Origin of the sequence: Clostridium sp. Marseille-Q2269, from assembly GCF_943736985.1 — a bacterium.
Classification (GTDB): Bacteria; Bacillota; Clostridia; order Clostridiales; family Clostridiaceae; genus Clostridium_F.
On sequence record NZ_CALSFS010000003.1, the window covers coordinates 138,158 to 156,103 of the forward strand.

A 17,946-nucleotide genomic window follows, 5' to 3' on the forward strand; every position below is an offset into this window, starting at 1 on the left:
ACAGTTTTGTCAAATTTGAATTCGAAAACGATGGGAGGAAAAGTAATTGGCGAACAAAGAATATCCTTTGGCAAAATTCCGTAACATTGGGATTATGGCCCATATAGATGCGGGAAAAACTACAGCAACAGAACGTATATTATTCTATACAGGAAAAACTCATAAAATAGGTGAAACCCATGAAGGTGCAGCAACAATGGACTGGATGGCACAAGAGCAAGAAAGAGGTATAACAATTACATCTGCAGCAACAACTTGTTTTTGGAAAGATCATCAAATAAACATAATAGATACACCAGGACACGTAGATTTTACTGTTGAAGTTGAAAGATCTCTAAGAGTACTAGATGGTGCTGTAACAATATTAGATGCTAAAAGTGGTGTTGAACCACAAACTGAAACAGTATGGAGACAGGCAGATAATTATAAAGTACCAAGAATGGTATTTATAAATAAAATGGATAAATTAGGTGCAGACTTCTTAATGTCTGTAGGAACATTAAGAGAAAGATTACATGCAAATGCAATTCCACTTCAATTACCAATAGGTGCAGAAGATTCATTTGCTGGAATCATAGATCTTGTTAAAAATGATGCTGTTATCTACAAAGATGACTTAGGAACAGTAATGGATGAAACAGAAATTCCAGAAGATATGAAAGAAATGGCTGAAGAATATAGAACAATGTTATTAGAAGCTGTGTCTGAAGTAGACGAAGACATAATGATGAAATACCTAGAAGGTGAAGAAATTTCTGTAGAAGAAATAAAAGCAGCTTTAAGAAAAGGTGTTTTAGCAAATAAAATAGTACCAGTTCTTTGCGGATCAGCTTATAAAAATAAAGGTGTTCAATTATTGTTAGATGCTGTAGTTGAATTTATGCCTTCACCATTAGATATAGAAGACGTTAAAGGAACAGAACCTACAACAGGTGAAGAACTTACAAGACCTGCAGATGCAAAAGCTCCATTAGCAGCGTTAGCATTTAAAATAGCTACAGATCCATTTATAGGTAAACTAGCATTTACTAGAATTTACTCTGGAGTAATGAAGAGTGGTACATATGTATTTAACTCTAATAAAGGTAAGAGAGAAAGAGTTGGAAGACTAGTTAAAATGCATGCTAATCATAGAGAAGATGTTGAAGAGTTAAAGGCTGGAGAATTAGGTGCTATAGTTGGTCTTAAAGATACAACTACAGGAGATACACTTTGTGATGATGCAGATCCAATCATACTTGAAAACATGGAATTCCCAGAACCAGTTATAGACGTATCAATAGAACCTAAAACAAAAGCTGGTCAAGAAAAAATGGGTATAGCTCTAGCAAAACTTGCAGAAGAAGATCCGACATTTAGAACATATACAAATCAAGAAACAGGTCAAACAATTATAGCAGGTATGGGAGAACTTCATCTTGAAATAATCGTTGACAGACTTGTAAGAGAATTTAAAGTTGAATGTAATGTAGGTCAACCACAAGTTGCTTACAAAGAAACTATCAGAAAGCATGTAAAAGCTGAAGGTAAGTTTGTAAGACAATCAGGTGGACGTGGACAATACGGACATTGTTGGATAGAAATGATGCCAACTGAAGGAGAATATGAATTCGAAAACGCTGTAGTTGGGGGAGCAATACCAAAAGAATATATCCCAGCTATTGACAATGGTATTCGAGAAGCTTGTCAAAGCGGTATAATCGCAGGATATCCTGTTATTAACTTTAAAGTTAAATTATTTGATGGATCATACCATGATGTGGATTCATCAGAAATGGCCTTCAAAATTGCAGGTTCTATGGCATTCAAAAACGCTATGGCAAAAGCAGACGCTGTATTATTAGAACCTTCAATGAAAGTTGAAGTAGTTGTACCAGAAGAATATATGGGCGATGTAATAGGTGACATCAACTCAAGAAGAGGTAGAATAGAAGGAATGACTCCAAGAGCAGGTGCAGAAGTAATAAGAGCATTTGTACCACTTTCAGAAATGTTTGGATATGCTACTACATTAAGATCTAAAACTCAAGGTAGAGGAAATTATGTAATGCAATTTGATCATTATGAAGAAGTTCCAAAGAGCATTCAGGATAAAGTAGTTGGAGATAGAAAATAATAATTATACAAACACAAAAAAGGAGGAAATAAAAAATGGCAAAAGCAAAATTTGAAAGAAGCAAACCTCATGTAAACATAGGAACAATAGGTCACGTAGACCACGGTAAGACAACATTAACAGCAGCTATAACAACAGTATTAGCACAAAAAGGAGGAGCTTCAGCAACAAAGTATGACGAAATAGATAAAGCTCCAGAAGAAAAAGAAAGAGGAATCACAATCAATACATCACACGTAGAGTATGAAACAGCAAACAGACACTACGCACACGTAGATTGTCCAGGACATGCGGATTATGTAAAGAACATGATCACAGGAGCAGCACAAATGGATGGAGCGATCTTAGTTGTATCAGCAGCAGATGGTCCAATGCCACAAACAAGAGAACACATACTACTAGCATCAAGAGTTGGAGTACAATATATAGTAGTATTCTTAAATAAAGCAGACCAAGTAGATGATCCAGAATTAATTGAATTAGTTGAAATGGAAGTAAGAGAATTATTAAATGAATATGGATTCCCAGGAGATGATACTCCAATCGTAGTAGGATCAGCATTAGAAGTATTAGAAAACCAAGACAATGCAGAAAAGACAAAATGCATAGATGAATTAATGGAAGCAATAGACAGCTATATTCCAACACCAGAAAGAGCAACAGATCAACCATTCTTAATGCCAGTAGAAGACGTATTTACAATCACAGGAAGAGGAACAGTTGCAACAGGAAGAGTTGAAACAGGAGTTCTACATACTGGAGATGAAGTAGAATTAGTAGGAATGAAAGAAGAAATATCAAAAACAGTATGTACAGGAATAGAAATGTTCAGAAAAATACTTGATGAAGCAATGGCAGGAGACAACATTGGAGCATTATTAAGAGGTATTCAAAGAGACGAAATCCAAAGAGGTCAAGTATTAGCAAAACCAGGTTCAGTAACACCACACAAAAAATTCGTAGGTCAAGTATACGTATTAAAGAAAGAAGAAGGCGGAAGACATACACCATTCTTCAACGGATATAGACCACAATTTTATTTCAGAACAACAGACGTTACAGGATCAATCAACTTACCAGAAGGCGTAGAAATGGTAATGCCAGGAGATCATATAGATATGGCAGTAGAATTAATCACACCAGTAGCAATGCACGAAAACTTAAGATTCGCTATAAGAGAAGGTGGAAGAACAGTAGGTTCAGGAGTTGTTACAACTATATCTGAATAATTCTAAATTAGCTGGCTAATATTTTTAAACATACAGTGTATACAGTGTATAAAAGGAAAGAGGACGCTCTTTCCTTTTACTATTTATAAAAATAAATTATATATAATATGTAGTAATATATTTCAAAAGTTTAAAATTAAAAATACTTGTCAAAATAAAAAAAATAGTGTATACTGTAGAGGTTGTAATGTAATAACAGCGATAATTCAAGAGGTTGCCGCACTTACGGGAAATTCTTGATTAAGCAAGCTAAGGTTTAGAACCTGGCGACGGTTATTCTGTTAATCATAATTCCGATGCTGTGTTCATAAAAAAATATGGAACACCTGGAACAGTTTACAGAATATTTCCGCTGTTGTGCGTAATAAGTGAAACGTACCAGAAAAGGAGGGAACACTAAATGGCAAAACAAAAAATAAGAATAAGATTAAAAGCATTTGATCATAGTTTGTTAGATCAATCAGCTTTAAAAATCGTAGAAACTGCTAAGACAACAGGAGCTAAGGTTGCAGGTCCAGTACCTCTACCAACAGAAAAAGATGTTGTTACTATCTTAAGAGCTCCACATAAATACAAAGACTCTAGAGAACAGTTCGAAATAAGAACTCATAAAAGACTAATCGACATAATTAGTCCATCACCAAAAACTGTTGATGCATTAATGAGATTAGACTTACCAGCTGGAGTAGATATAGAAATAAAACTATAATTTAGGTAATAGAGAAATCTATTACTAACTATTATGATTGCATTAATAGATGTGATCCGCTAATATGTTGAGGAGGTGCAAAGAAATGAAAAAAGCTATATTAGGTAAAAAACTTGGTATGACTCAAATATTCAATGAAAATGGTAAGGTTATACCAGTTACTGTAATAGAAGCAGGTCCATGTACAGTTATCCAAAAGAAAACTGTAGAAAAGGACGGCTACGAAGCAATACAAGTTGCTTTTGGTGATATAAGAGAAAAATTAAGAAGCAAACCAGTAAAAGGACACTTTGCAAAAGCAGGTGTTTCACTTAAAAGACATATAAAAGAATTTAAACTAGAAGATTCAAACAGCTTTGAAATAGGTCAAGAAATAAAAGCAGACGTTTTTCAAGCAGGAGAAAGAGTTGACATATCAGGAGTTTCTAAAGGTAAGGGATTCCAAGGAACAATAAGAAGATGGAATGCTCACAGAGGACCAATGAGTCACGGTTCAAAATTCCATAGAGCAGTTGGTTCAATGGGTGCGTCTTCAGATCCATCAAGAACATTTAAAAATAAGAGAATGCCAGGACATATGGGTAATGTTAAAACAACAGTTTTAAATCTTGAAGTTGTTAGAATAATACCTGAAAAAAATCTAATATTAATAAAAGGCGGAGTACCAGGACCAAATAAAGGTTTAGTACAAATAAGAAATACAGTTAAGGCTTAATTTAAGTAGAAAGGAGGATGCAGAATGCCTAAAGTAGATTTATTTAACCAAAACGGAGAAAAAGTTGGAGATTTACAATTAGCAGATAGCGTATTTGGTGTAGAGGTAAATACATATGCTATGCATCAAGTAGTAAAAGCATTGCTAGCAAATAAAAGACAAGGAACTCAATCAGCTAAAACAAGAGCTGAGGTTTCAGGAGGCGGAATAAAGCCTTGGAGACAAAAGGGAACAGGTAGAGCAAGACAAGGTTCTATAAGAGCACCACAATGGATACATGGTGGAGTTGTTTTTGCACCAAAGCCAAGAAACTACAGAATGTCAATCCCTAAATCAATGAAGAAGGTTGCTATAAAATCAGCATTAACTTCAAAAGTTAACGAAAATTTAATGGTAGTTGTTGATAATATAAAATTAGAAACACCAAAAACTAAAGAAGTAGTTAAAATGCTTAATGGGTTTGATGCAAAGAAAACTTTAATTATTACAAACAATGCTGAAGAAAATGTTTATAAATCAGCAAGAAACATTGAAGGAGTACAGATTATTCCAGTAAACAACATTAACGTATATGATGTATTAAAATATGATAAAGTTGTTATAACTAAGGATGCTGTATCCAAAATTGAGGAGGTGTATGCATAATGAAGCTAACTAACTACGATATAATAAGAAGACCTCTTATTACTGAAAAAACAATGGCTTCAATGTCTGATAAAAAGTACACCTTTGTAGTGGATATACATGCCAACAAATCTCAAATTAAAAATGCTATTGAAACAATATTCGATGTTAAAGTTGAAGATGTTAAAACAGCTAGAATTATGGGAAAAACTAAAAGAGTTGGTGTCCATATAGGAAAAAGACCAGATTATAAAAAAGCTATTGTTAAGTTAACAGAAGATAGTAAAACAATTGAATTCTTCGAAGGACTATAAACAATAAAGCCGTTATTGGTGAGAGCCAGATAAGCTGAAGAAGGAGGGAAACAAATGGCTGTTAAAGGTTTTAGACCTACCACTCCTACAAGAAGAGAAATGACTATGTGTACTTTTGAAGAAATAACAACAAGCACACCAGAAAAGTCACTTCTTGTTTCATTAAAGAAAAGTGGTGGAAGAAACGCAAATGGTAAAATAACAGTTCGTCATATTGGTGGCGGAGCTAAAAGAAAATATAGAATAATAGATTTTAAGAGAAATAAGGACAATATTCCAGCTAAAGTTGTTAGTGTAGAATATGATCCAAATAGAACAGCATTTATAGCGCTTGTAGTATACTCTGATGGTGAAAAGAAATATATCATAGCGCCAGTTGGATTAAAAGTAGGAGATACAGTAGTATCTGGATCAGAATCAGATATAAAAGTAGGTAACTGTTTACCTATAAAAAATATTCCAGTAGGTACTGTTATCCACAACATAGAGTTAGCACCTGGAAAAGGAGCTCAACTTGTTAGATCAGCAGGTAACTCAGCACAACTTATGGCTAAAGAAGGAGACTATTCTCAAGTAAGATTACCTAGTGGAGAAGTTAGATACATAAGAGTTGAATGTAGAGCAACTATAGGTGTTGTGTCTAACCAAACAAACGAAATTGTTAACATAGGTAAAGCGGGAAGAAAAAGACATATGGGAACAAGACCTACAGTAAGAGGTTCTGTAATGAACCCTAATGACCATCCACACGGTGGTGGTGAAGGTAGATCTCCTATCGGACATCCAAGTCCACGTACTCCATGGGGTAAACCAGCTCTTGGATACAAAACAAGAAAGAATAAGAAATACTCTGATAGATTTATTGTTAAGAGAAGAAATGATAAATAGATTGAAGAGAATATGATATTCTCTTCAATCTTGTAATCATATGATTGCGCGAAGGGAGGCAAATATAGTGAGTAGATCAGTTAAAAAAGGACCATACATTCAAGAGGTACTTTTAAAGAGAATAAACGAAATGAACAAAAATGGAGAAAAGAAAGTTTTAAAGACTTGGTCAAGAACTTCAACAATATTTCCACAAATGATCGGTCATACTATTGCTGTTCATGATGGAAGAAAACATGTTCCTGTTTATGTAAGTGAAGACATGGTAGGACACAAATTAGGAGAATTTGTTCTTACTAGAACTTACAGAGGACATGATGACAAGTCAGAAAAATCATCTCGTTTAAGATAAGCCGAAAGGAGGTAAAGATCAATGGAAGCTAAGGCTATAGTTAGATATGTGAGAATGTCTCCAAGCAAGATTGGGGTTGTTCTTGACTTAGTAAGAGGAAAAGATGTTAATGAAGCATTTGCTATATTAAAGTATACTCCAAAGGATGCAGCTGAAGTAATTTACAAAGCTTTAAAATCAGCTGTTGCAAATGCAGAAAATAATTTAAGCTTAGATGCTAATAATTTATATATATCAGAAACACATGTAGGTCCAGGACCAACATTAAAAAGATATCAACCACATGCTCAAGGTAGAGCATTTAGAATAAGAAAGAGAACAAGTCATTTAACTTTAGTTGTTAAAGAGAGAATTTAAGAAGAGGAGGGAATTCGATGGGTCAAAAAGTACATCCACACGGCCTAAGAGTCGGCGTAATTAAAGAATGGGATGCTAAATGGTATGCTGATAAGAAAAATTTTGCTGATAACCTAATAGAAGACCACAAGATAAGAAATTTTGTTAAGAAACATTCTTATGCAGCTGGGGTATCTAGGATAGAAATCGAAAGAGCAGCAAAAAGAATAAAATTAAATATATATACTGCTAAACCAGGTATGATTATAGGAAAAGGTGGTCAAGGAATTGAATCACTAAAGAATAAACTACAACAAATAGTTTCAAGCAAAAATATTTTAATTAATATTGTAGAAGTAAAAAGACCTGAAGCAGATGCTCAATTAGTAGCTGAAAATATAGCTCAACAATTAGAAAAAAGAATAGCTTTCAGAAGAGCTATGAAACAATCTATACAAAGATCAATGAGAACAGGTATTAAAGGTATAAAAACATCTTGTTCAGGAAGACTTGGTGGAGCAGAAATTGCTAGAACAGAGCAATATCATGAAGGAACAATTCCACTACAAACTTTAAGAGCAGATATCGATTATGGATTTGCTGAAGCTGATACTACTTATGGTAAAATTGGAGTTAAAGTTTGGATATATAAAGGAGAAGTTCTTCCAGCTAGAAAGAATATCAATGAAAAGGAAGAAGCTAACGCATAGGGAAGGAGGAATAACATATGTTAATGCCTAAAAGAGTTAAGCGTCGTAAAGTACAACGTGGCAGAATGAAGGGTAAAGCTACAAGAGGTAACTTCATAGCATACGGTGATTTCGGAATACAAGCAACTGAATGTGGTTGGATTACAAGCAACCAAATTGAAGCTGCTAGAATAGCTATCAATAGATACGTTAAAAGAGGAGGAAAGGTTTGGATAAAAATCTTCCCAGATAAGCCTGTAACAGAAAAACCAGCAGAAACACGTATGGGTTCTGGTAAAGGTTCACCAGAATACTGGGTAGCTGTTGTAAAACCAGGTAGAGTTTTATTTGAAATCTCCGGTGTAAGTGAGGCCGTTGCAAGAGAAGCTATGAGACTTGCTTCACACAAACTACCAGTTAAAACTAAGTTTGTAACAAGAAGAGATTTTGAAGAAATGGGTGGTGAAGTAAATGAAGGCTAGAGAATTACAAGAATTAAGAAAAAGCAGCCCACAAGAGTTACAATCAAAGTTGAATGATCTAAAAGCGGAATTATTTAATTTAAGATTTCAATTAGCTACAGGTCAGTTAGAAAATCCAATGAGAATTAGAGAAGTAAAGAAATCAATAGCTCAAATTAAAACTATCTTAAGAGAAGAAGAAATAAGAGCATATCAACAGTAAAACTGAAGGGAGGTAAATCCTGTGGAAAGATCAAATAGAAAGACAAGAATCGGTAGAGTAGTTTCAAATAAAATGGATAAGACAATAGTTGTTGCAGTAGAAACAAAAGTTCGCCATCCATTATATGGAAAAACAATGAATAGAACTACTAAATTTAAGGCTCATGATGAAAACAATGAAGCTAATATAAATGATAGAGTATCAATAATGGAAACAAGACCATTATCAAAACAAAAAAGATGGAGACTTGTTGAAATAGTAGAAAAAGCTAAATAGTTTGTAGCAAGAAGCCGAAAGGAGGGTATTTTACATGATTCAGCAACAAACAAAATTAAAGGTAGCAGATAATTCCGGAGCAAAGGAAATTATGTGTATAAGAGTTTTAGGTGGTTCCCACAGAAAATGGGGAAATATCGGAGATGTAATAGTTGCTAGTGTTAAAAGTGCAACACCAGGCGGTGTTGTTAAAAAAGGTGAAGTTGTAAAGGCTGTTATCGTAAGATCAGTTAAAGGATTGAGAAGAGCAGATGGTTCTTACATAAAATTTGATGAAAATGCAGCAGTTATAATAAAAGATGATAAAAACCCAAAAGGAACTCGTATTTTTGGACCAGTTGCAAGGGAGCTAAGAGATAAAGAGTTCAATAAAATACTATCATTAGCACCTGAAGTTTTATAATAATACAAGGAGGTGGCTAAATAATGAGCAAAATACATGTAAGAAAAAAAGATACAGTTGTTGTTATATCTGGTAAAGATAAAGGCAAAATTGGAGAAGTTTTATCTGTAATACCAAAAAAAGGTAAAGTAGTAGTTAAAGATGTAAATGTAGTAACTAAACATCAAAAACCAAATAGAGAAAATATGCAGGGTGGAATAATACATAAAGAAGCCCCAATATTTAGCTCAAAAGTAATGCTATATTGCGATAAATGCAAAACAGCTACTAGAATCAGTAACAAGATTTTAGAAGATGGAACAAAGGTAAGAATATGCAAAAAGTGCGGAGAAACATTTTAATTCTTGAAAGGAGGTATAAAGGATGATGCCAAGATTACAAGAAAAGTATGAAAAAGAAGTAGTTTCAGCTTTAATGGATAAGTTCGGATATAAAAATATAATGGAAGTACCAAAACTTGAAAAAATAGTTATCAACATGGGTGTTGGTGAAGCTAAAGAGAACCAAAAATCTCTTGAAGCAGCAGTAGAAGATTTAGCTAAAATAACTGGTCAAAAGCCAATATTAACTAAGGCCAAAAAATCAGTAGCTAATTTTAAAATAAGAGAAAACATGCCACTAGGATGCAAGGTTACATTAAGAAAGCAAAACATGTATGAATTTGCAGATAAGTTAATAAATGTAGCTCTACCTAGAGTTAGAGATTTCAGCGGAGTTTCAAGCAAATCATTTGATGGAAGAGGAAACTATGCAATAGGAATAAAAGAACAATTAATATTTCCAGAAATAGAATATGATAAGATTGATAAAATTAGAGGTATGGATATAATTTTTGTAACAACTGCAAAGACTGACGAGGAAGCAACAGAACTATTAAGATTCCTTGGAATGCCATTTGTTCGTTAATTAAGGAGGGAAATCTATGGCACGTAAAGCTTTAATAGAAAAATGGAATAAAACACCTAAATATTCAAGTAGAGCTTATACAAGATGCAGAATTTGTGGAAGACCACATGCGGTATTAAAAAAATACGGTATCTGTCGTATATGTTTTAGAGAGCTTGCTTACAAAGGTGAGATACCTGGATGCAAAAAAGCCAGCTGGTAATATTTGAAAAGCGAAAGGAGGCAAAATAAATGGTAATGTCTGATCCAATAGCAGATTTATTAACACGTATAAGAAATGCAAATATAGTTAGACATGAAGTAGTAGAAGTTCCTTCATCTAACATAAAAAAAGCCATAGCAAATATATTGCTTACAGAAGGTTATATAAGAGATTTAGAAGAATATAGAGATGGTTCTGTAGATATGTTAAGAATCACAATGAAATACGGACAAAATAAAGAAAGAATAATAACTGGTCTTAAGAGAATATCAAAACCAGGTTTGAGAGTTTATTGTAGAAAAGATGAAACTCCTAAAGTTTTAAACGGTCTAGGAGTAGCTATAGTTTCTACTTCTAAAGGAATTGTTACAGATAGAGAAGCAAGAAAATTAAGCGTTGGCGGAGAAGTACTTTGCTACATATGGTAATTGGAGAATAGGAGGTGCAATAAATGTCAAGAGTAGGAAAACTTCCAGTAGCTATCCCTAATGGAGTAACTGTTACAGTAACACCAGATAACGTTGTTACTGTAAAAGGACCAAAGGGTGAGTTAGTAAAAGCTATGAATAAAAAAGTAAACATAGCAGTAGAAGATAATTCAGTAGTTGTAACTAGAGATAATGACCATAAGGATGTAAGAGCTCTTCATGGTTTAACAAGAGCTTTAATAAACAATATGGTAACAGGAGTTAACGAAGGTTACATTAAAGCATTAGAATTAGTAGGTGTTGGTTATAGAGCACAATTACAAGGAAAGAAATTAGTGCTTAACCTTGGATTCTCACATCCAGTTGAAATAGAAGCAGTTCCAGGCGTTGATTTTGAAGTTGAAGGTGGAACTAAAGTAAAAGTAAAAGGTATAGATAAAGAATTAGTAGGTGCTGTAGCCGCAGATATAAGAAAATGGAGAAAACCTGAACCTTACAAAGGAAAAGGAATTAAATACGAAAATGAAGTTATAAGACGTAAGGAAGGTAAGACTGGTAAGAAATAACAGAAAGGAGTGAAATCTATGTTTAAGAAGAATGATAGATCTAAATCAAGATCAAGACGTCATATGAGAGTTCGTAAAAAGATTTTTGGAACAGCTGAACGTCCAAGACTATCAGTATATAGAAGTGAAAAACATATATATGCTCAATTAATAGATGATGTAGATGGAAAAACATTGGTTGCTGCATCAAGTTCAGAAAAAGGATTCGATGCTTTAGGAAGCAACAAAGAAGGCGCTAAATTAGTTGGAAAAATGGTAGCTGAAAAAGCGTTAGAAAAAGGAATCAAATCTGTTGTATTTGACAGAGGCGGATTTATATATCACGGAAGAGTTAAAGAACTTGCTGAAGGTGCAAGAGAAGCGGGTCTTGATTTTTAAAAAAAGGAGGGAAATAAATGAGAATTGATCCTAGCACTTTAAATTTAAAAGAAAAAGTTGTTCATATAAACAGAGTTGCTAAGGTTGTTAAAGGTGGTAGAAACTTTAGATTTAGCGTACTAGTTGTTGTTGGAGACGAAGCAGGACACGTTGGTGTTGGTACAGGAAAATCTATAGAAATACCTGAAGCAATAAGAAAAGCAATAGAAGATGCTAAAAAGAACATAGTTGAAGTTAAAACAGTAGGAACTACAGTACCACACGATATAATCGGAAGATTCGGTAAGGGAGAAGTTCTTATAATGACAGCTAATGAAGGTACAGGAGTTATAGCAGGTGGTCCTGTTAGAGCCGTACTAGAACTTGCTGGATTAAAAGACGTTAGAGCTAAATCAAAAGGTTCTAACAATCCAAGAAATATGGTTAATGCTACAATAGACGGATTAGCAAGATTAAGAACAGTTGAAGACATAGCTAAACTTAGAGGTAAGACTGTAGAAGAGATTTTAGGTTAGGAGGTAACTGGCCGTGGGTAAAGTTAAAATAACATTAGTTAAGAGCTTAATAGGTAGAAAGAAAGATCAAATAGCTACTGTTAATGCTCTAGGACTAAAGAAAATTGGAAGCATAGTTGAGCATGAGGAAACTCCTCAAATAAGTGGAATGATAAAAAAGGTAAGTTACTTATTAAAAGTAGAAGAAGCATAGTAAGAGGAGGTGTAATTATATGAAACTTCACGAATTAAAAGCAGCTGAAGGTGCAAGTAAAGCATCAAAAAGAGTAGGTAGAGGAACAGGTTCTGGACTAGGCAAAACAAGTGCAAGAGGTCAAAACGGACAAAATTCTAGAAGTGGTGGTGGAGTAAGACCAGGCTTCGAAGGTGGTCAAATGCCTTTATATAGAAGACTTCCTAAAAGAGGTTTCAAAAATATATTTGCTAAAGAATATGCAGCAATAAATCTTGATAGATTAAATTGCTTTGAAGATGGAACAGTTGTAACACCAGAACTTTTAGTTGAAAAAAGAGTAGTAAAAAAAGTTAAAGACGGAGTTAAGATTTTAGGAAATGGAAACATAGAAAAAAAATTAACTGTTAAAGCAGCAAAATTCTCTAAATCAGCTATTGAAAAGATAGAAGCAGCAGGAGGAAAAGTTGAGGTGATATAAATGCTATCAACCCTACGTAATGCTTGGAAAGTTGCCGATTTAAGAAAAAGATTGATTTTTACTTTATTTATGATAGCAATTTTCAGGATGGGAAACTACATCCCAGTTCCTGGGATTGATACTTCTAAATTAGCTAACCTGACACAAAATGGATCATTATTTGGATTCTATGATTTAATATCAGGGGGAGCTTTTAGTAGATTTAGTATATTTGCTATGGGCGTTGTGCCGTATATTAACTCCTCAATAATAATGCAATTACTTACAATTGCAATACCTTCTTTAGAAAGTCTTTCAAAAGAAGGGGAAGAAGGAAGAAAAAAAATTCAGCAATATACTAGATATGGTGCAGTTATACTTGGTGTTATTCAAGCATTCAGTACATATGCTATAATTGGTCGTGCTGGAGCACTTAGAGATGGATCAAAGTTAGATTTATTCATAATTATAATAACATTAACTACTGCATCAACCTTTTTAATGTGGTTCGGTGATAAAATAACAGAAAAAGGTATAGGTAATGGAATATCACTAATAATATTTGTTAACATAGTGTCTAGATTTCCATCAACTATATATAGTATAGCTGGACTTCAAAAGGCTGAAACAGTAAACTTTGTGGAAGTTATAATGTTTATAGTAATAGCTTTAGCATTATTCTTATTAGTTGTAATAATGAATTTAGGAGAAAGAAGAATACCTGTACAATATGCTGGAAAAGCAGTAGGAAATAAGATTTATAAAGGGCAATCTACACACATACCAATAAATGTTAATTCTTCTGCCGTTATAGGTATTATATTTGCTATATCAGTAATGCAATTTCCACTTACTATTGGTCAATTTTGGCCAGAATCAGCTTTTTATAAATTTATTACTTTAAATAAATTTAGTCCTTTTAGAGATAAAAGTATTGCTTATATTATATTGTATTTTGTACTAACAGTGTTTTTTACTTGGTTTTATACAGTGGTAACTTTTAAACCAGATGAAATGGCAGAAAATATGCATAAGTCATCTGGATTTATACCAGGAATAAGACCAGGAGAGCCTACAGCAGAATATATAGAAAGAGTAATAACAAAAAGCTCTATAATTGGTGGAACTTTTGCAGCTATTATAGCAATATTCCCAATAATTATGGCAACATATAGTAAGTTCCAAGGTATATCCTTTGGAGGAACAAGTATGCTTATCATGGTTGGATTTGCATTAGATACTATAAGACAAATGGAATCTCAATTAGTTATGCGTCACTATCAAGGTTTCTTAAAATAAAAATGTTTTGGAGATGATTATGGATGCGTGTAATTTTGTTAGGTCCTCCAGGAGCAGGTAAAGGAACTCAAGCAAAATTAATAAGTGAAAAATTCTCTATTCCGCATATATCAACAGGCGATATATTTAGAGCAAATATAAAGGAGAAAACTCCTTTAGGAATAGAAGCAAAGAAATATATAGATAATGGTCAATTAGTGCCAGACAAGGTAACTATAGGGATAGTTAAAGATAGACTAACAAAAGATGATTGTGATAATGGTTTCCTTTTAGATGGTTTTCCAAGAACAGTTGCTCAAGCAGAAGCTTTAGATGAATTTTTAAAGGGAATAAATAAAGATTTAGATGTGGCATTATTAATTAAGATGCCTGAAGAATTTATCTTGGAAAGAATGACTGGTAGAAGAGTTTGTACATCTTGTGGTGCAAGTTATCATATAAGATTTAATCCTCCTAAAGTAGAAGGAAAATGTGATATATGTGATAATGAGTTAATTCAAAGGAAAGATGATACAGAAGCAACAGTAAAAGAAAGATTAGAAGTTTACAGCAAACAAACTTATCCGCTTATAAATTATTATAAAGACAATGGTATAATCTCAGAGATTAATGGGACTGAATCAATTGATAAGGTATTTGGAAATATTTCAAATATCTTGGGGAGAGATAAATAATGATAACAATAAAAACCGATTCTGAAATAGAATATATGGTAAAAGCAGGTAGAGTTGTTGCTGAGGCCTTGGAAACTTTAGAAAAACATATAAAACCAGGTGTAAGTACTGGATATTTAGATAAGATTGCAGAAGATATTATATTAAGCAAAAATGCTAAGCCATCTTTTAAAGGATATTATGGTTTTCCAGCATCTATATGTGCATCTGTAAATAATGAAGTAGTTCATGGAATACCAAGTAAAGATATAATCTTAAATGAAGGAGACATAATAAGTATAGATTGTGGGGCTGTTTTAAATGGATATCAGGGTGATGCAGCTAGAACATTTCCAGTAGGAAATGTATCAGAAGAAGCTGCTAAACTAATAGAAGTCACAAAAAATAGTTTTTTTAAAGGTATAGAAAAAGCTAAAGTTGGCAATAGATTAACTGATATATCTGCAGCTATCCAACAATATGTTGAAAGTTATGGATTCTCTGTTGTAAGAGATTATGTGGGGCATGGTATAGGAAAAGATATGCACGAAGATCCGGAAGTACCTAACTTTGGTAGACCAGGAAGGGGACCTAAATTATCAAAAGGAATGTGTTTAGCTATTGAACCTATGGTTAATATAGGGGACTTCAACGTAAAAGTTCAACCTAATAAGTGGACTGTAGTTACTGTAGATGGTAGTTTATCTGCTCATTATGAAAATACTGTGGCTATACTAGATGATGGACCTAAAATAACCACTTTGATTTAATAGAGGTGAATATATTGGCTAAAGAGTGCCAGATTGGTAGATTAGTTTTATCAAAAGCGGGTAGGGATAAAGATAATAGTTTCATTATAATAGATGTACTAGATGAAAATTATGTATACATTTGTGATGGAGATATTCATTCTTTAGATAAGCCCAAGAAGAAAAAAATTAAACATTTGATATTTACCAATATTATTTGTGAAGATATAGTAAATCTAAAGGCAACAGGTGACAACATCAAAAATTCTGTAATAAAAAAAATTATACAGTCTCATCAAGTTAATAAGGAGGTTTGAATACCTTATGTCAAAAGATGATGTAATAGAAATGCAAGGTACTGTTTTAGAATCTCTACCTAATGCTATGTTTGAAGTAGAATTAGAAAGCGGTCATAAAATAATTGCACATATATCAGGAAAATTAAGAATGAATTTCATAAAAATTTTACCAGGTGATAAAGTAACTGTAGAACTTTCTCCATACGATTTAACAAGAGGAAGAATAACCTGGAGAGCCAAATAATAAGGAGGGGTTATTGATGAAAGTAAGACCATCAGTTAAACCTATATGCGAAAAATGCAAGGTTATAAAAAGAAAAGGTAGAGTAATGGTTATTTGTGAAAATCCTAAGCATAAGCAAAAACAAGGCTAATAAATGGTTTTGGGAGCGGCTGACTATGGTATAACAATATATCATTGGCCTAAAACTTTAATATAAATATAAATTAAATAAGTAGGTATTCAGGAGGTGTAAACTTTAATGGCAAGAATTTCAGGTATAGACCTACCAAAAGAAAAAAGAGTAGAGATCGGTCTAACATATATATACGGAATTGGCTTACCAACTTCTCAAGAAATATTAAAAGCTACTGGAGTAAATCCAGATACAAGAGTTAAAGACTTATCAGAAGAAGAAGTTAATGCAATCAGAGATTACGTTAATAAAAGCGTAAAAGTTGAAGGTGACTTAAGAAGAGAAATCAAACTTAACATAAAGAGATTAGTTGAAATTGGATCTTACAGAGGAATAAGACATAGAAGAAATCTTCCAGTTAGAGGTCAAAAGACTAAAACTAACGCTAGAACAAGAAAAGGTCCAAAGAGAGCTATAGGTGGAAAGAAGAAAAAATAAAGTAAGGAGGGAAAAACATGGCAGCAGGAATTAAAGGTAAAAGAAGCAGAAGAAAAAAAGAGAGAAAAAATGTTGAACACGGTTGTGCACATATAAAATCAACTTTCAACAATTCAATAGTTACAATTACTGACAGCGTTGGTAATACTTTATCTTGGGCAAGTGCAGGTGGATTAGGTTTTAGAGGTTCAAGAAAAAGCACACCATTCGCAGCTCAAATGGCTGCAGAAACAGCAGCTAAAGCAGCTATGGAACATGGTTTAAAAAGCATAGAAGTTTATGTAAAAGGACCGGGCTCAGGAAGAGAAGCTGCTATAAGATCTTTACAAGCAGCAGGTCTAGAAGTTACTTTAATAAAAGATGTAACTCCAATACCACATAATGGTTGTAGACCACCAAAGAGAAGAAGAGTATAGTAATATAATATAGTAATAGGAGGTGTAACTTTAATGGCTAGATATACTGGAGCAACTTGCAGACTTTGCAGAAGAGAAGGATTAAAACTATTTCTTAAAGGAGATAGATGTTTTACAGATAAATGCGCATTCGCTAGAAGAGGATATGCGCCGGGACAACACGGTCAAAGTAGAAAAAAAGTATCTAACTATGGATTACAATTAAGAGAAAAACAAAAAGCTAAAAGAATTTATGGTATCTTAGAACGTCAATTTAGAGGATATTATGAAATAGCTGATACTAAAAAAGGAATAACAGGTGAAAATTTGTTAAGACTTTTAGAAATGAGATTAGATAACGTAGTATATAGACTAGGATATGGTAACTCAAGAACAGAAGCTAGACAATTAGTTACTCATGGACATTTCTTAGTTAACGGTAAAAAGGTAGATATACCATCATACCAAGTTTCTGTTAATGATGTTATAACTGTATGCGATAAGAGCAAAGCTACAGAAAAATTCAAAACTTTTGCAGAAAATCCAAAAACATTGCCTGTATGGTTATCAGGAAATGTAGAAGGATTTGAAGGAAAAGTAGAAAGACAACCAGCTAGAGAAGATATAGATGTACCTGTTAACGAAACATTAATAGTTGAGTTATACAGTAAATAATAAATAATTTTATTTAGATCAGTTGCCCTCAAAAAGTATAAATATTATTAAATGAGGAGG

General features: G+C 33.2%; 32 protein-coding genes. All 32 read left to right on the forward strand.

Annotation, left to right across the window (positions count from 1 at the left end):
• The first annotated feature begins 46 nt into the window (after nucleotides 1-46).
• Nucleotides 47-2,116 carry an elongation factor G gene (fusA, locus tag NGI68_RS06715; RefSeq protein WP_286010089.1) on the forward strand — a complete coding sequence of 690 codons (2,070 nt, stop codon included), beginning with the start codon at nucleotides 47-49 and terminating at the stop codon, nucleotides 2,114-2,116.
• A 35-nt stretch (nucleotides 2,117-2,151) separates the two neighbouring features.
• Nucleotides 2,152-3,345: an elongation factor Tu gene (gene tuf, locus NGI68_RS06720; RefSeq protein WP_251860710.1), complete on the forward strand. Its 1,194-nt coding sequence runs from the start codon at nucleotides 2,152-2,154 to the stop codon at nucleotides 3,343-3,345.
• Between the two features lie 400 nt (nucleotides 3,346-3,745).
• The gene (gene rpsJ / locus NGI68_RS06725) at nucleotides 3,746-4,054 is read left to right on the forward strand and encodes a 30S ribosomal protein S10 (RefSeq protein ID WP_053468852.1); all 309 of its coding nucleotides are present in this window, start codon (nucleotides 3,746-3,748) and stop codon (nucleotides 4,052-4,054) included.
• An 85-nt stretch (nucleotides 4,055-4,139) separates the two neighbouring features.
• The gene (gene rplC, locus NGI68_RS06730; RefSeq protein WP_251860711.1) at nucleotides 4,140-4,769 is read left to right on the forward strand and encodes a 50S ribosomal protein L3; all 630 of its coding nucleotides are present in this window, start codon (nucleotides 4,140-4,142) and stop codon (nucleotides 4,767-4,769) included.
• A gap of 24 nt (nucleotides 4,770-4,793) precedes the next feature.
• Nucleotides 4,794-5,414: a 50S ribosomal protein L4 gene (gene rplD, locus NGI68_RS06735; protein WP_251860712.1), complete on the forward strand. Its 621-nt coding sequence runs from the start codon at nucleotides 4,794-4,796 to the stop codon at nucleotides 5,412-5,414.
• Nucleotides 5,414-5,707, forward strand: a complete 294-nt coding sequence (rplW, locus tag NGI68_RS06740; protein WP_251860713.1) for a 50S ribosomal protein L23 — start codon at nucleotides 5,414-5,416, stop codon at nucleotides 5,705-5,707. Before rplD ends, rplW begins: the two co-directional genes overlap by 1 nt.
• A 54-nt stretch (nucleotides 5,708-5,761) precedes the next feature.
• A complete protein-coding gene (gene rplB / locus NGI68_RS06745) occupies nucleotides 5,762-6,595 on the forward strand; it encodes a 50S ribosomal protein L2 (RefSeq protein WP_251860714.1) in 834 nt (277 codons plus the stop codon).
• A gap of 67 nt (nucleotides 6,596-6,662) precedes the next feature.
• A complete protein-coding gene (gene rpsS / locus NGI68_RS06750; RefSeq protein ID WP_251860715.1) occupies nucleotides 6,663-6,947 on the forward strand; it encodes a 30S ribosomal protein S19 in 285 nt (94 codons plus the stop codon).
• 21 nt (nucleotides 6,948-6,968) lie between these two features.
• Nucleotides 6,969-7,304, forward strand: a complete 336-nt coding sequence (gene rplV / locus NGI68_RS06755) for a 50S ribosomal protein L22 (RefSeq protein WP_251860716.1) — start codon at nucleotides 6,969-6,971, stop codon at nucleotides 7,302-7,304.
• Between the two features lie 17 nt (nucleotides 7,305-7,321).
• On the forward strand, nucleotides 7,322-7,993 hold the full coding sequence (gene rpsC / locus NGI68_RS06760; RefSeq protein WP_251860717.1) for a 30S ribosomal protein S3: 672 nt from the start codon (nucleotides 7,322-7,324) through the stop codon (nucleotides 7,991-7,993).
• 17 nt (nucleotides 7,994-8,010) lie between these two features.
• Nucleotides 8,011-8,454 carry a 50S ribosomal protein L16 gene (gene rplP / locus NGI68_RS06765; protein ID WP_251860718.1) on the forward strand — a complete coding sequence of 148 codons (444 nt, stop codon included), beginning with the start codon at nucleotides 8,011-8,013 and terminating at the stop codon, nucleotides 8,452-8,454.
• Nucleotides 8,444-8,656 carry a 50S ribosomal protein L29 gene (gene rpmC / locus NGI68_RS06770; protein WP_003357691.1) on the forward strand — a complete coding sequence of 71 codons (213 nt, stop codon included), beginning with the start codon at nucleotides 8,444-8,446 and terminating at the stop codon, nucleotides 8,654-8,656. Before rplP ends, rpmC begins: the two co-directional genes overlap by 11 nt.
• Before the next feature lie 21 nt (nucleotides 8,657-8,677).
• The gene (gene rpsQ, locus NGI68_RS06775) at nucleotides 8,678-8,932 is read left to right on the forward strand and encodes a 30S ribosomal protein S17 (RefSeq protein ID WP_251860719.1); all 255 of its coding nucleotides are present in this window, start codon (nucleotides 8,678-8,680) and stop codon (nucleotides 8,930-8,932) included.
• 34 nt (nucleotides 8,933-8,966) lie between these two features.
• Nucleotides 8,967-9,335, forward strand: a complete 369-nt coding sequence (rplN, locus tag NGI68_RS06780; protein WP_251860720.1) for a 50S ribosomal protein L14 — start codon at nucleotides 8,967-8,969, stop codon at nucleotides 9,333-9,335.
• A gap of 23 nt (nucleotides 9,336-9,358) precedes the next feature.
• Entirely contained in the window at nucleotides 9,359-9,676 is a 318-nt protein-coding gene (gene rplX / locus NGI68_RS06785) for a 50S ribosomal protein L24 (RefSeq protein ID WP_251860721.1), read from the forward strand.
• 22 nt (nucleotides 9,677-9,698) lie between these two features.
• Nucleotides 9,699-10,241, forward strand: a complete 543-nt coding sequence (gene rplE / locus NGI68_RS06790) for a 50S ribosomal protein L5 (protein ID WP_251860722.1) — start codon at nucleotides 9,699-9,701, stop codon at nucleotides 10,239-10,241.
• Between the two features lie 16 nt (nucleotides 10,242-10,257).
• Nucleotides 10,258-10,443 (forward strand): type Z 30S ribosomal protein S14, encoded by a 186-nt coding sequence (locus NGI68_RS06795; RefSeq protein ID WP_251860723.1) that lies wholly within the window; start codon nucleotides 10,258-10,260, stop codon nucleotides 10,441-10,443.
• A 29-nt stretch (nucleotides 10,444-10,472) separates the two neighbouring features.
• A complete protein-coding gene (gene rpsH / locus NGI68_RS06800) occupies nucleotides 10,473-10,871 on the forward strand; it encodes a 30S ribosomal protein S8 (RefSeq protein ID WP_251860724.1) in 399 nt (132 codons plus the stop codon).
• A 23-nt stretch (nucleotides 10,872-10,894) separates the two neighbouring features.
• Complete coding sequence (rplF, locus tag NGI68_RS06805; protein WP_251860725.1) at nucleotides 10,895-11,437, forward strand: 50S ribosomal protein L6; 543 nt, start codon at nucleotides 10,895-10,897, stop codon at nucleotides 11,435-11,437.
• A gap of 18 nt (nucleotides 11,438-11,455) precedes the next feature.
• On the forward strand, nucleotides 11,456-11,815 hold the full coding sequence (gene rplR / locus NGI68_RS06810; protein ID WP_251860726.1) for a 50S ribosomal protein L18: 360 nt from the start codon (nucleotides 11,456-11,458) through the stop codon (nucleotides 11,813-11,815).
• A 17-nt stretch (nucleotides 11,816-11,832) separates the two neighbouring features.
• Entirely contained in the window at nucleotides 11,833-12,330 is a 498-nt protein-coding gene (rpsE, locus tag NGI68_RS06815) for a 30S ribosomal protein S5 (protein WP_251860727.1), read from the forward strand.
• 13 nt (nucleotides 12,331-12,343) lie between these two features.
• Entirely contained in the window at nucleotides 12,344-12,523 is a 180-nt protein-coding gene (rpmD, locus tag NGI68_RS06820) for a 50S ribosomal protein L30 (RefSeq protein ID WP_251860728.1), read from the forward strand.
• A gap of 19 nt (nucleotides 12,524-12,542) precedes the next feature.
• On the forward strand, nucleotides 12,543-12,983 hold the full coding sequence (gene rplO / locus NGI68_RS06825) for a 50S ribosomal protein L15 (protein WP_251860729.1): 441 nt from the start codon (nucleotides 12,543-12,545) through the stop codon (nucleotides 12,981-12,983).
• Nucleotides 12,984-14,261, forward strand: coding sequence for a preprotein translocase subunit SecY (secY, locus tag NGI68_RS06830; protein WP_251860730.1), 1,278 nt, complete (start codon nucleotides 12,984-12,986; stop codon nucleotides 14,259-14,261).
• Between the two features lie 23 nt (nucleotides 14,262-14,284).
• Nucleotides 14,285-14,935, forward strand: coding sequence for an adenylate kinase (locus NGI68_RS06835; RefSeq protein ID WP_251860731.1), 651 nt, complete (start codon nucleotides 14,285-14,287; stop codon nucleotides 14,933-14,935).
• The gene (map, locus tag NGI68_RS06840) at nucleotides 14,935-15,684 is read left to right on the forward strand and encodes a type I methionyl aminopeptidase (RefSeq protein WP_251860732.1); all 750 of its coding nucleotides are present in this window, start codon (nucleotides 14,935-14,937) and stop codon (nucleotides 15,682-15,684) included. The genes NGI68_RS06835 and map overlap by 1 nt, the downstream gene beginning before the upstream one ends.
• Nucleotides 15,685-15,698: 14 nt before the next feature.
• Nucleotides 15,699-15,980, forward strand: coding sequence for a KOW domain-containing RNA-binding protein (locus NGI68_RS06845; RefSeq protein ID WP_251860833.1), 282 nt, complete (start codon nucleotides 15,699-15,701; stop codon nucleotides 15,978-15,980).
• A 7-nt stretch (nucleotides 15,981-15,987) separates the two neighbouring features.
• Complete coding sequence (gene infA / locus NGI68_RS06850) at nucleotides 15,988-16,206, forward strand: translation initiation factor IF-1 (RefSeq protein ID WP_251860733.1); 219 nt, start codon at nucleotides 15,988-15,990, stop codon at nucleotides 16,204-16,206.
• Nucleotides 16,207-16,222: 16 nt separating this feature from the next.
• A complete protein-coding gene (gene rpmJ, locus NGI68_RS06855) occupies nucleotides 16,223-16,336 on the forward strand; it encodes a 50S ribosomal protein L36 (protein ID WP_003373491.1) in 114 nt (37 codons plus the stop codon).
• Nucleotides 16,337-16,444: 108 nt separating this feature from the next.
• Nucleotides 16,445-16,816: a 30S ribosomal protein S13 gene (rpsM, locus tag NGI68_RS06860; protein ID WP_251860734.1), complete on the forward strand. Its 372-nt coding sequence runs from the start codon at nucleotides 16,445-16,447 to the stop codon at nucleotides 16,814-16,816.
• A gap of 17 nt (nucleotides 16,817-16,833) precedes the next feature.
• Nucleotides 16,834-17,232: a 30S ribosomal protein S11 gene (gene rpsK, locus NGI68_RS06865; RefSeq protein WP_251860735.1), complete on the forward strand. Its 399-nt coding sequence runs from the start codon at nucleotides 16,834-16,836 to the stop codon at nucleotides 17,230-17,232.
• 33 nt (nucleotides 17,233-17,265) lie between these two features.
• A complete protein-coding gene (rpsD, locus tag NGI68_RS06870; RefSeq protein ID WP_251860736.1) occupies nucleotides 17,266-17,886 on the forward strand; it encodes a 30S ribosomal protein S4 in 621 nt (206 codons plus the stop codon).
• Nucleotides 17,887-17,946: the final 60 nt, after the last annotated feature.